Source organism: Nonomuraea endophytica (assembly GCF_014203235.1).
GTDB classification, from domain to species: Bacteria; Actinomycetota; Actinomycetes; order Streptosporangiales; family Streptosporangiaceae; genus Nonomuraea; species Nonomuraea endophytica.
Map to the genome: position 1 here is coordinate 487,811 of NZ_JACHIN010000002.1, position 12,566 is coordinate 500,376.

At 70.5% G+C, this 12,566-nt stretch carries 8 protein-coding genes; 4 read left to right on the forward strand and 4 right to left on the reverse strand.

The window, feature by feature from the left end; genetic code table 11:
- Positions 1 to 48: 48 nt before the first annotated feature.
- Genes HNR40_RS10410 through HNR40_RS10420 form a run of 3 tightly spaced genes read left to right on the forward strand, consistent with a single transcriptional unit; the run spans position 49 to position 4,190 of the window.
- The gene (locus HNR40_RS10410; RefSeq protein WP_184960135.1) at positions 49 to 1,053 is read left to right on the forward strand and encodes a rod shape-determining protein; all 1,005 of its coding nucleotides are present in this window, start codon (positions 49 to 51) and stop codon (positions 1,051 to 1,053) included.
- Positions 1,054 to 1,062: 9 nt separating this feature from the next.
- Positions 1,063 to 3,264, forward strand: coding sequence for an AfsR/SARP family transcriptional regulator (locus HNR40_RS10415; protein ID WP_184960136.1), 2,202 nt, complete (start codon positions 1,063 to 1,065; stop codon positions 3,262 to 3,264).
- A gap of 47 nt (positions 3,265 to 3,311) precedes the next feature.
- Positions 3,312 to 4,190: an alpha/beta fold hydrolase gene (locus HNR40_RS10420; RefSeq protein ID WP_184960137.1), complete on the forward strand. Its 879-nt coding sequence runs from the start codon at positions 3,312 to 3,314 to the stop codon at positions 4,188 to 4,190.
- A gap of 68 nt (positions 4,191 to 4,258) precedes the next feature.
- On the opposite strand, the gene HNR40_RS10425 is transcribed toward HNR40_RS10420, so the two are convergent.
- Positions 4,259 to 5,368 carry a DUF3089 domain-containing protein gene (locus tag HNR40_RS10425; protein WP_184960139.1) on the reverse strand — a complete coding sequence of 370 codons (1,110 nt, stop codon included), beginning with the start codon at positions 5,366 to 5,368 and terminating at the stop codon, positions 4,259 to 4,261.
- Positions 5,369 to 6,386: 1,018 nt separating this feature from the next.
- Here HNR40_RS10425 and HNR40_RS10435 point away from each other — a divergent pair.
- Positions 6,387 to 8,639, forward strand: coding sequence for a glycoside hydrolase family 3 C-terminal domain-containing protein (locus HNR40_RS10435; protein ID WP_184960141.1), 2,253 nt, complete (start codon positions 6,387 to 6,389; stop codon positions 8,637 to 8,639).
- Between the two features lie 660 nt (positions 8,640 to 9,299).
- On the opposite strand, the gene HNR40_RS10440 is transcribed toward HNR40_RS10435, so the two are convergent.
- The 3 genes from HNR40_RS10440 to HNR40_RS10450 form a co-directional block, all read right to left on the reverse strand.
- The gene (locus HNR40_RS10440; protein WP_184960143.1) at positions 9,300 to 9,827 is read right to left on the reverse strand and encodes a TetR/AcrR family transcriptional regulator; all 528 of its coding nucleotides are present in this window, start codon (positions 9,825 to 9,827) and stop codon (positions 9,300 to 9,302) included.
- 424 nt (positions 9,828 to 10,251) lie between these two features.
- Positions 10,252 to 10,821: a TetR/AcrR family transcriptional regulator gene (locus HNR40_RS10445; RefSeq protein ID WP_184960145.1), complete on the reverse strand. Its 570-nt coding sequence runs from the start codon at positions 10,819 to 10,821 to the stop codon at positions 10,252 to 10,254.
- A 281-nt stretch (positions 10,822 to 11,102) separates the two neighbouring features.
- Positions 11,103 to 12,446 carry an MFS transporter gene (locus tag HNR40_RS10450; protein ID WP_184960147.1) on the reverse strand — a complete coding sequence of 448 codons (1,344 nt, stop codon included), beginning with the start codon at positions 12,444 to 12,446 and terminating at the stop codon, positions 11,103 to 11,105.
- Positions 12,447 to 12,566: the final 120 nt, after the last annotated feature.

Below are 12,566 nucleotides of genomic sequence, written 5' to 3' on the forward strand. Positions count from 1 at the left end.
TTCGCCGGATATGAGGCTCAACATGACCCGCCGACCGATTGGTGCGATATGAACCCCATGCGCATCCTGGGCCAGGATCTGGCGCTGGACCTCGGAGCAGCCAGCACCCAGATCTACGCCAGGAAGCGCGGCATCGTCATCAACGAACCCTCACTCGTCGTCCGCTGCTCCACCACCGGCAAGGTGATCGGCTACGGCGCCGACACCCCGGCGGGCACCGGCCCCGAACCCGTCGCGATCCGGCCCGTCGTCGGCGGCGTCCCCGCCGACGTGGACCTGACCACGCGCATGATCAGGCACTTCCTGCGCAAGGTGCACGGGCATCCGTTCTCCCGTCCGCGCATGGTCATCGCGCTGCCCGCCGACAGCACGGGCTTCGCCGGCAACGCCCTGCGCGACCTGGCCTTCCAGGCGGAAGCCCGGCGCGTCTACCTCGTCCACCACGGCCTGGCCGCCGCGCTCGGCGCCGGGCTGCCGGTCAGGGAGGCGGCCGGGAACATGATCATCGACATCGGCCGCGACACCACCAGGATCGCCGTCGTCTCGTGCGCCAGCGTCGTACACGCAGCCACCGTCCAATCCGGCGGCGCCGACGTCAACCGGGCCATCGTCGCCCAGGTCAAGCACGACCACGGCCTCGACATCACCGAACAGTCCGCCGAGGTGGCCAAACGCGGCATCGGCTCGGCCTGGCGGCCGGTGAACCGGACCGCGAGCGTGCGGGGCGTCGACCGCTCCGGCCGGACCGGGATCGTGGCGATCTCGGCCGGGCAGGTGTACGAGGCGACCCGGCAGACCGTCACCATGATCGTACGAGCCGCCCGCGAGGTCATCGAACGCTGCTCCCCCGACCTGGCCGCCGACGTGGCCGACCGGGGCGCGGTGCTGACCGGCGGCGGCGCGCTCATGCGCGGGCTGGCGCGGCGGCTGCGGCTCGAACTGGAGGTGCCTGTCCAGCGGGCCGAACGCCCGGTCGAGACGGTCGCGCTGGGCCTCGGCCGCTGCGTGGACGACATCGGCCGGATCAGCAGGGACACGCTGATGCAGCCGTAGGGTCGAAGAATGGACGACACGCCGCGCCTCGGCTCGCTCGGCCCGGTGAGTGCGGGGCTGATCGAGCTGGACCTGCTCGGCCCGGTGCGCGCGCGGCGTGGGCCGGTTGAACTTGATCTGGGTTCGCCCAAGCAGCGGCTGCTGCTGGCCGCCCTGGCCCTGGCCGACGGCCGTACGCTCGGCCGTGACCAGCTGATCGACGTGCTGTGGGCTGACGACCCGCCTGCCACCGCCCGCAACGTCCTGCGGACCTACGCCTCCCGGCTGCGCGGCGTGCTCGGTCGTGAGGCGCTGGTGTCCGTCGGGTCCGGCTACCGGCTTGTCCCTGTGCTTACTGATCTGGCGGAGTTCGAGCGGCTGCGGGATGCCGGGCGGCTGTCTGACGCGCTTGCCCTGTGGCGGGGTGAGGCTCTGGCCGACCTGTCCGGTCCCTATGCCGAGGCCACGCGGGCCGGGCTGGAGGAGCGGCGGCTGGCCGTGCTGGAGCTTCGCCTGGCCGCCGACCTGGAGGCCGGGGTGGAGGTTACCGGTGAGCTGAGCGCGCTGGTGGCGGCGTACCCGCTGCGGGAGAGCGTGCGCGCCCTGCTGATGCGGGCGCTGTACCGGGGCGGGCGGCAGGCGGAGGCGATCGGGGTGTTCACCGAGGCGCGGCGCGTGCTGGACGAGGAGCTGGGAGTCGAGCCGTCTGCCGAACTCGCCGACGTCTACCAACAGCTCATCACAGGCACCCTCCCCACAGCCCCGCTCACCGCCGGTACGGCAGGCCCGGTTCCTGCCCAGTTGCCGGGCGACATTCCCGATTTCACCGGGCGGCAGGAGGTCGTGGAGGCGGTCGAGGAGCTCCTGCGGACCGGCGTGGTGGCGATCTCCGGGCTCGGCGGCGTCGGGAAGACGGCGCTGGCCGTTCACGTCGCCCATCGGGTCAGGGAGCGGTATTCCGACGGCCAGCTCCACGTGGACCTGCGCGGCGCGGGCGCGGACCCGGCCGACCCCGCCCTGGTGCTCGAACGCTTCCTCGACGCCCTCGGCGCCGACCGCATCCCGCCCGACCCGGAGCAACGGGCCGCCCTGCTACGCACGCTGACCGTGGACAGGCGGGCGCTGTTCCTGCTGGACAACGCGGCCTCGGCGGCCCAGGTCCGGCCGCTGCTGCCGTCCGGGCCAGGCAGCGGAGTACTGGTCACCAGCCGCGCCCGCCTGTCCGACCTCACCGGCGCCCGGCACGTGGACCTCGACGTGCCACCGGAACACGAAGCCGTCGCCCTGTTCGCCGCAGTCGCCCGGCTCCCCTCCGGGCCGACGACCGCGCCGGTTCCTTCCGAGCAGACGCCCGCGCGGGATTCCTCCGGACGGACGGCCACGCGGGTTCCCACCGAGCAGACGGCCGCGTCGGATCCCGCCAGGGAGACGGTCCCCTCCGGGGAGGCGGTCGCGCGGGTGGTTCAGGCGTGCGGGTATCTGCCGCTGGCCGTGCGGGTGGCCGGGGCGCGGCTGGCGGCACGGCCTCGGTGGAGTGTCGAGGACCTGCTGACCCGGCTGTCCGCGCAGCGGCTGGGTGAGTTGCGGGTGGGGGATGTGGGGGTGGAGGCGTCGTTCGCGCTGAGTTATGACCAGCTTGGGGAAGAACTGGCCAGGGGGTTTCGGCGGCTGGCCGTACCCGACAGCGCTGAACTGACCGTGGAACTGGCGGCGGCGGTGCTCGGCCGCGACGCGCGGGAAGCCGAGCGGACCTGCGAGGAGCTTGTGGACCTCAGCCTGCTGGAGTCGGCGGCGGCCGGTCGCTACCGCTACCACGACCTGCTGCGGGACTTCGCGCTCGCCCGCACGCCCGAGGCGGAGCGGCGCGCGGCGCTCGCCACCGTTCAGGCGAGCTGGCTGGCGGCCGTCACCGGCGCGGCCGAGCGTGCCATGACCGATCCCGGCGCCCGCGAACTGCTGCTGGAGGAGGCGTCGTGCCTGGCCGCCATGGACCGGCGGCATCGCGGCGCGCCCGACCCCGAGCTGACGGTGGGCAGCACGCTCGTGGTGGCCCGCGCGCTGGCCCTGGTGGGGGCGCTCGACCCGCCGCCCGCCGACCCGTTCTCCCCCGCCGACCCCAGGATCGCCTACGCCCGCGGCCTGCTCGCCCTGGGACTGTGGGAGGCCGGCGCGCACCAGGTCGTCCACGGCAAGGCCGCCCTGGAGGCCGCTCTGGCAGCGCTCGGGCGTTGAAGGCTGATTCCATCGTTCTTCAACACGTGCGCTCCAGGCTGTTCCCCATGACCGGTATCGAAGGATTCACCTACCAGCGCGTCCCCGTCGACGCGGACGTCTCGCTCAACGTGGCCGTCGGCGGCTCCGGCTCGCCGATCGTTCTCCTGCACGGCTTCCCGCAGACCCACCTCATCTGGCGGCACGTCGCCCCCGCCCTCGCCGCCGACCATCAGGTGATCGTCCCCGACCTGCGCGGGTACGGCGCCAGCGACAAGCCGGCCGACCTCGACGGACAGACCTACTCCAAGCGGCGCATGGCCCAGGACGTCGTCAACCTGGCCGGTGCGCTCGGGCACGACCGGTTCGCGCTGGCCGGGCATGACCGGGGCGGGCTGGTCGCCTTCCGGGCCGGGCTGGACCATCCGGACACGATCACCCATCTGGCGCCGATCGACATGCTGCCCACTGCCGACATGTGGGAGGTCATGAGCGGGGTGGCGGCCGCGGTCGGGTTCCATCTGTACCTGATGGCGCAGCCGCCCGGATTGCCGGAACGGCTGATCGCCGCGGCGCCAGACGCGTTCTTCGGGCACTTTCTCGACACCTGGGTGCTTCGGGCCGAGGCGATTCCGTCCGATGTGCGGGCCGAATATCTGCGGGCCTCGCGGGAGGCCGTGACCTCGATCGTGGCCGACTACCGGGCCAGTGCGGGTGTCGACCGTGAGCACGATCTGGCCGACCGGGTGGCGGGGCGGCGGCTGGGCATGCCGGTGACCGTACTGCAGCAGGACTGGGGGGCTGTGCTGCCTTACGACGCCGTCGCGCTCTGGGCTGCTTGGGCGCCTGACCTCGTGCATCGCACGATCAGCAGCGGGCACTTCGTCGCCGAGGAGGACCCTGAACTGGTGCTCAAGGCCCTCCGCGACCTGTTGTCCCGTGCGTGAGGTGCTTGCTGTTTGAGGCTAATGAGGTGCTGTTGCCTTAGTTTGCCGGTCGGCCCGCTCGTGCGGTGCTAGTCGGCGCGGGCGGTCCAGGCGGTGGCCTGGGCCGCGATCAGTGCGGCCAGGCCGCCGCCGTCGACGTTGTAGTCGAGGACGTGCAGGCCCAGGGCCGAGTGGGAGGAGCGGATGCTGTCCAGCCCGTCCACCTGCAGCCAGTCGAGCCTGCCCTTGCTGGTGTCGGTGCGTGCGCATCTTCCCGTGGCCAGGTCCGCGTACGCCGCGAAGCCCGTCGGATGCGCGGTCGGCGTGAAGTTGAGCAGCAGGCTGAGCGAACCCGCCGGTGCCAGCAGGTTCCCCCTGAGGAGTTTCTTGGTCGGCATGTAGGGGCGCATGGGTGTGGTCGCGTCGGCGGGTCCACCGGCCAGGACGGCGGCGGGGTTCACGCACAGGACGCGGTGTGCCGGGTCGGGCGCGCGGCCGAAGGCGACCGTCTCCTCATGGCCGGGCTGCAGATCGGCCGAGTTGAAGGCCACCACACAACCGACCGGCACGGGGGCCTGACTGCTGGGCCGTTCACACGCCGGAAGGTGCTGGAACGTCGAGACCGGGTCCGAGCCACCCCCGGACGGCGCGTCGACCGGCACCCTGACCTCGGCGCCGACGATGTAGGCGGCTACGAGGCTCTTCGTGTTGGCCGCGTTGCCGTCGAACTCCTCCTGCAGCAGGCGGGCCAGGTGAAAGGCGCCCTGCGAGTGGCCCAGCAGGACGACGCCGCGTCGCTTGCCGGTGGCGGGGTCGATGTTGTCGGTGTCCCAGTACTGCCGGAATGCCTGCTTCAGGTCCTGGTACGCGGTCTCGAAGTGCGGCGGGATGATGGCGCCCAGCAGGTAGCCGGTGAGGGCGACCTGGCGGTAGAGCGGCACGAACACCCGGCAGTTGCCGGTCAGGCGGCCCATCTGCGTCAGCGTGACGGCGGCCTCGCTCTCCCTGGCGACCGGCGGGTTGCCGCCCAGCAGCAGGAGCGGGTTGGCCAGCAGGTTGACGGTGGGATAGGCGTAGAAGCAGTCCACCTTCGGGGACTGGGGTGGGGGTAGCGGTTCGTGGGCTGTGGTGCCGTCGGGACGGATGACGGTGGCGTCCAGGCCAACTTGATGGCCGTCCGGGTACCTACCGGTGATCACGGGATCCATGGGGTTCCCTGCGGCATCCTGCCCACAGGGGTTGCCCGCCTTGCCAGGCCGACACAACCACACAGGCTGAGCCAGCGGCCCGGTCAACAGATCCTTAGCCGCCTCCTCCGCCGCCAACCCCTCCACGGCCTCGCTGTCCCCAGGTGACCTGTCCCCAGGTGACCTGTCCCCAGGTCTCCCGTCCCCAGGCGTCCCGCCCCCAGGTCTCCCGCCCCCAGGCGTCCCGCCCCCAGGTCTCCCGCCCCCAGGCGTCCCGCCCCCAGGCGTCCCGCCCCCAGGTCTCCCGTCCCCAGGCGTCCCGCCCCCAGGTCTCCCGTCCCCAGGCGTCCCGCCCCCAGGTCTCCCGTCCCCAGGCGTCCCGCCCCCAGGTCTCCCGTCCCCAGGTCTCCCGTCCCCAGGTCTCCCGTCCCCAGGTCTCCCGTCCCCAGGTCTCCCGTCCCCAGGCGTCCCGTCCCCAGGCGTCCCGTCCCCAGGCGTCCCGTCCCCAGGCGTCCCGCCCCCAGGCGTCCCGCCCCCAGGCGTCCCGCCCCCAGGCGTCCCGCCCCCAGGTCTCCCGTCCCCAGGTCTCCCGTCCCCGGGAGCGCTATCCCCGAGCGTCCCGTTCACAGGCGTGCCCTTCACAGGCGTACCGGTCGGGGTTGTGTCGTTCTGGCCAGACAGGGTGAGGGCGGTCCCGGTCTGGCCAGAGGAGCCCTCCGTGCCAGTCTGGCCAGCTAAGACACCCACGCCGGTCTGGGCGGAGGTGGCGGGGGTGGTGGTTGTGGGTGGGGTGGTGTGGGCGGCGGCCGGGGTGGTCGCGGTTAAGCACGCTGCCGTGATCAGGCAGGCGGCGGACAGTACGGCGGTGCGTCTGCGCATGCGCTGCTCCAAAAAACCTACCGACTGATTGGTAGCCTCACCGTAGGGCCAGCGATGCACCCCGTCAACGGCGTCGGCGAATGCCTACCAATTGATCGGTAGTTTTTGTTAGCCTCGCCGTACTGCGCGCCCTGACCGCGAAAGGAAACGCATGACAGACAACGCTCTCGACCGGCTCACCCTCGCCGAGCGAGCCGCGCTCACCTCCGGCGAGTCGCTCTGGCGCACCCAGGCGATCGAGCGGGCCGGTATTCCGTCGATCACGCTCAGCGACGGACCGCACGGCGTACGCCGCCAGCCGGACGACGGCGATCACCTGGGAGTCGGGCACAGTACCCCGGCCACCTGCTTCCCGCCCGCCGTGGGGCTCGGTTCCTCCTGGGATCCGGAGCTGGTACGCAGGGTCGGGGAGGCGCTCGGGCGGGAGTCGCGTGCCATGGACGTGCAGGTATTGCTCGGTCCCGGCGTCAACATCAAGCGCTCTCCGCTGTGCGGACGCAACTTCGAGTACTTCTCCGAGGACCCGCGCCTGTCCGGCGTGCTCGGCGCCGCGCTCGTCCTCGGCATCCAGTCGCAGGGTGTGGGCGCCGCCGTCAAGCACTTCGCGGCCAACAACCAGGAGACCGACCGCATGCGCGTCAGCGCCGAGGTCGACGAACGCACCTTGCGCGAGATCTACCTCCCCGCCTTCCAGCACGTCGTCACCGTTGCGAAGCCGTGGATGGTGATGAGCGCTTACAACCGGGTCAATGGCGTGTACGCCTCCGAACATCCTTGGCTGCTGACCGAGGTGCTGCGCGACGAGTGGGGCTTCCGTGGCGTCGTCGTGTCCGACTGGGGCGCGGTCGACGATCGGGTGGCGGCACTCTGGGCCGGGCTGGACCTGGAGATGCCGACCTCCGGCCGTGCCTCCGACGCGTCGGTGGTCAAGGCGGTGGAGGCCGGCGCGCTTGACCAGGAGTTGCTGGACGCCTCGGCCGCCCGCGTCCTGGCGCTGGTGGCGCGGGCCCAGCCCGGCGAGGGCACGTTCGACGCCGGAGCGCACCACCGGCTGGCGCGCGAGGTGGCCGGTCAGTGCGCCGTGTTGCTGAAGAACGACGGTGTGCTGCCTCTGGGGTTCCAGGATTCGGTGGCGGTGGTGGGCGAACTCGCGCGTACCCCCAGATATCAGGGGGCGGGCAGCTCCCACATCGTGCCCACGCGGCTGGACGACGTGCTCACCGAGATGCGCGCGCTGGCCGGACGGGAGCTGGAGTACGCGCCCGGATACCGGCTCGGCGACGCCGGCCGTTCCCCCGAACTGGAGGAGGAGGCGCGGGCCGTCGCGGCGCGCGCCACGACCACGGTCGTCTGCCTCGGGCTGCCGGCGGAGGACGAGGGAGAGGGATACGACCGTACACATCTGGAGCTTCCGGACAATCAGCGCGCGCTGCTCGACGTCGTGGCCGCCACCGGGACGCGGGTGGTCGTCGTGCTGTCCAACGGCGGCGTCGTCCGGGTGGCGGACTGGGATGGGGCGGCCTCCGCCGTACTGGAAGGATGGTTGCTCGGACAGGCGGGCGGCGGCGCGATCGCCGACATCCTTTACGGCGAGGTCAACCCGTCCGGGCGCCTGGCCGAAACCATCCCGCTGCGGCTGGAGGACACCGCCTCCTACCTCGACTTCCCCGGCGAACTCGGCACCGTCCGCTACACCGAGGGCGTCTTCGTCGGCTACCGCTACCACGACGCGCTCGACGCGGCGGTCAGCTACCCGTTCGGGCACGGCCTGTCTTATACCGAGTTCGGGTACTCCGACCTCGATGTCCACACCCGCGGCTCCGGCGAGGAACTCGTCGTCCGCGTCAGCGTCCGCATCACCAACCTCGGCGACCGGGCCGGCCAGGAGGTCGCGCAGGTCTACGTCGCCGCCCCCAGCAACGACGTCCGCCGCCCCGCCCGCGAACTGCGCGCCTTCCGAAAAGTCACCCTCGAACCCGGTGCCAGCACAACCGTGCGCTTCTATCTCGCTTTTCGGGACTTCGCCTACTTTCATCCGGTACGGCGGCGCTGGACCATCGACCCGGGCACCGCCACCATCCACGTCGGCGCTTCGTCCCGGGATCTGCGGGTGGCGGCGACCCTTGTGCTGGAGGGCAGCAAGCGGCCCGTGCCGGCGGCCATCACGCCGGATTCGTCCTTGGCTGATTGGCTGGCGGCGCCGGGTGGGCTGGATGTGTTGCAGCGGGAGATGCGACCGCCTGCCGAGACTGGGCAGTCGCATTCGCGGTTTCTTACCGAGCCTGCTTTGCGGATGGCGGGGTCGGTGCCTGTACGGCGGCTTGCCCGGTTTCCTGGGGCTTACTTGGATCCGGAGCGGTTGGACAAACTGGCTGATGAGGTGAACGAGCGGGCGGGCTGGTGAAGCCATTCTCCCGGTGATGCGTTCACCCCCACAGTCACACGCACCGTGAGACCCCCACCCCCACAGCCGCACACACCGTGAGACCCCCACCCCCACAGCCGCACACACCGTGAAACCCCCACCCCCACGGCCGCACGCGCTGCCCCAGTGACCGCTCGCCGTTCGAGGCCGCTGCCCCTGTGCGGCTCGATCGGCGAGTCGATGCCCACGAGGCCGCACGCTCTCTGAGGATGCCGTCCCGAGGGCCGCTTTGATTGGCGAGACCGCTCCTTCCAAGACCGTCGTCCCGAGTCCGCTCCTCCCGAGTCCGCTCCTCCCGGAGCCGCTCCTCCCGGGGCCGCTCGTTCGGCGCGGCCACTGCGCGCGAGGCTGCTCGTTCCTCGGCCAGCCTTGAGGTGCGCCTACCGACCGCCAGGTCGCTACTGGGCGGAGCGGAGCAGGGAGAGATCGCTGCCCGCATGCCACACTCCCCGCGCATACCGCAATCCGCGCGCGAGCCGCACTCCCCGCATGGCGCTCTTCTCGTGAGCTGAGGCGGCGGATTGGGTCCGTCCGGACGGGGCGGCCGGTGCTCTGAAAGGTGGCCCGACCGGCACGTCCGGAACCGGGTGACCAGGGCCGGGCGGTGAGGGAGCCGGTCGTGCACGTACCTGTCGGGGATTACCCGGTGATGGAGTCCAGATAGGCGTCAAGGGCCCCAAGCAGGTCGAAGTCAGACTCAATAAGCCACTGGATCTGCAAACCATCCAGCACAGCGATCAGCAACGGCCCGTTCACCGGCCGGGTGATCTCCCCATTGGCGCGGGCCTTGGCCAGCGTGGCCGAGAACAGCTCCCGACTCGTCCGGTACCGCTTGACGAAGAAGTCATGCGCGGGATGCCCAGGGTCGGTGGCCTCAGCCGAAAGCGTCACAAACAGCCGCATAACCCCGGGATCAGCCATGTTCCGCACCATCAGCTCGCGAACAGCCAGCCGAAAGCTCCCCAGCTCAGCCCAAGTCTGCTCGAACCAGGGAACGTCCATGTCGGTCCGCTGCTGAAGCACCTCAGCCAGCAGATCCTCCTTGGACGGAAAGTAGTGCAACACCCCGGCCAGCGTCAGCCCGACCTCCGCCGCCACATCCCGCATCGACGCGCCCCGGTAGCCACGGACACTGAAGAGCTCTCGGGCCGCCTGAAGGATCTGCATCCTCCGCGCGATCCCCACGGCGTACGGTCGTTTCGACGGCATACCCGCCACCCTAACAAATCAACCAACCGATAGGTCGTTTTTCCACCCCAGCTCAACCACACCCACCACACACCCAGCCTCCCCGGCCTCCAACCACCCAGCCACCAGAACCCCACACCCCCGATCCACCAGAACCCCACACCCCCGTTCCACATGACGCCCAACCCGCATCACCATCACAGCCGCACAGCCGCACAGCCGCACAGCCGCACAGCCGCACAGCCGCAGCGACAGTGTGAACTACGCGGACCCGCCAGCCTCATGGACCCGTCAGAAACGCAGGCGCCAGGGGGCGCAGGTGCCAGGGGGCTCAAAGGCCTGTGGGACGCAGGACTCTAGGACGCGCACCCTCCGCACGGGAGCTCCTCACCCAGGGCAAGGCCTATCGCGTGATGCTGTCCAGGTAGGCGTCCAGGGCGGTCAGAAGGTCGAAGTCCGGCTCCAGCAACCACTGCACCTGCAACCCATCCAGAACGGCGATCAGCAACGGCCCGCTCGCGCCCTCCACCACTTCACCCCGCTCCTGAGCCTTGGCCAGCGTGGCCGAGAACAGCTCACGACTCGTCCGGTACCGCTTGGCGAAGAAGTCGTGCGCCGGATGCTGGGCATCAGCCGCCTCGGCCGACAACGTGACGAACAACCGCATGACCCCGGCCCGCCCCATATTCCGAACCTGAAGCTCCCGTACGGCCAGCCGAAAGCTCCCCAGCTCAGCCCACTTCTCCTCGAACCACGGGATGTCGATGTCATCGCGCTGCTGAAGCACCTCGGCCAGCAGATCCTCCTTGGACGGAAAGTAGTGCAACACCCCCGCCAGGCTGAGCCCCACGCGCGCGGCCACGTCGCGCATGGACCCACCGCGATAGCCCCTGACGCTGAACACCTCACGTGCGGCCTCGAGAATCTGCTCCCTGCGAGCCACCCCGACGGCGTAGCGCCTCTTGGCTACCATGCAACAAACCTTACCAAAAATTACCAATCAGTCGGTAGGTTTTCCGTCTCTGGGGTCCTGCTGTTCTCCGGGGTCCTGCTGTTCTCCGGGGTCCTGCTGTTCTCCGGGGTCCTGCTGTTCTCCGGGGTCCTGCTGTTCTCCGGGGTCCTGCTGTTCCGTGCTCGGCCGTGACACGGTCCGCGCGCGCATCGCAGTGTTACCAAGCAGTCGGTAGCTTTCTCCGCGCCTCCCACTCCGTACGCCGCAGGCCGTCCCCTCGGCCGGACGGCGCCGGGAGAGGGTCAGGGCTGGGTGAGGAGGAGTTTGCGGTCGGCCAGTTCGGCGGCGGCGCGGGAGGCTATCTCTCGGGTGATCGGGTACGCGGCGAAGGCCAGGGCGCCAACTATGCCTATGGCAGCCGGTATCAGGCTTTGGGCGTACAGGATGCCCTGGATCGCTTCGGGGCCCTGGGCGACGCCGCCGCTGCGGTAGCCGGTGGCGGCCAGGGTGTACGCGAGGAGGCCGCCGCCCACGCCGCTGCCCGCCTTGGTGGCGAACGAGGTCATGGCGGCGAGGGAGGCTTCGGTGCGGAAGCCGTACTGCCACTCGGTGTAGTCGGCGAGTTCGGCGAGCAGGACCAGGCCCAGCGCCACGGCGCCGCCGAAACCGAAGCCCGTCAGCGCGAAGCAGGCGAGCACGGGCAGCGGCGTCGGCGGGACGGCCATCAGCAGGGCGAGGCCGGCGATGGAGACGGCGAGGCTGAGGAGGTACCAGGGTTTGGCGCCGTTCCGTCTGGCCATGATGGGGACCACGATCGCACCGATGACCATGGGGATGGCCATGACCAGGGCTGCGGCGGAGAGGTAGGCCTGGTCGCCGATGTAGTAGAGGAAGAAGTACGGCATGGCGGCGGTGAGGGAGCCGCTGGCCGCCTGTACTGCGACTTTGGAGGTGAGCAGGATCGGGACGGCGCGGTGGGCGAAGAAGACGCGGCGTACGTCGGACAGGCGGTAGCGCTCCGGCGACAACGGCTTGACGCGCTCGCGCACGCGCACCGCCATGAGGGTCACCAGGACGCAGCCGACCAGGGCGATCATGCTGACGTACGTGAGCCAGCCTCCCGTTCCGCCGCCCAACGCCTGGACGATGGGGAGCGTGGCGCCGGTGCTCAGCGCCGCCGCCAGCAGGCCGGTGAGGCCGACGATGCTCGCGAGCTGACTTCTGGTACGCGCGTCGCCGGCCACCACGGGCAGCAACGACGTCACCGGGATCTGGAACAGATCGAGCAGCAGGCCCCACAGCAGGTAGGTGATCCAGGCGGCGAGCAGAGCGTTCGGGAACCAGGCGGGGGCGGCGAAGAGCGCCACCAGGCAGACGGCGCAGAGGATGCCGCCGATGAGCACGTAGAGGCGGAACCGCCCCCACCGAGTGACTGGTAGGTGGTCGACGAGGTAGCCCATGATCGGGTCGCTCGCGCCGTCCACGATCCGGGCCACCAGCATCAGCGTGCCCACGGCCGCGGCGCCGATGCCGACCACGTCGGTGAGGTACAGCAGGAGGAAACCGGAGGCCGCGCCCATCAGCGCGCCGCCCGCCACGCCACCGAAGAAGGCGAGCTTTTCCACCAGTCCGGGCCGGTCTTCCATGCGCCCTCCAAAAACCTACCAACTGATTGGTAGCAGACAGGCTAGGTGAGCAATGTCATTCCGGTCAACGCCCCAAAACCACGCGTTCTCAACACAACCTGAGCCCGCCTCGTGCGAAGC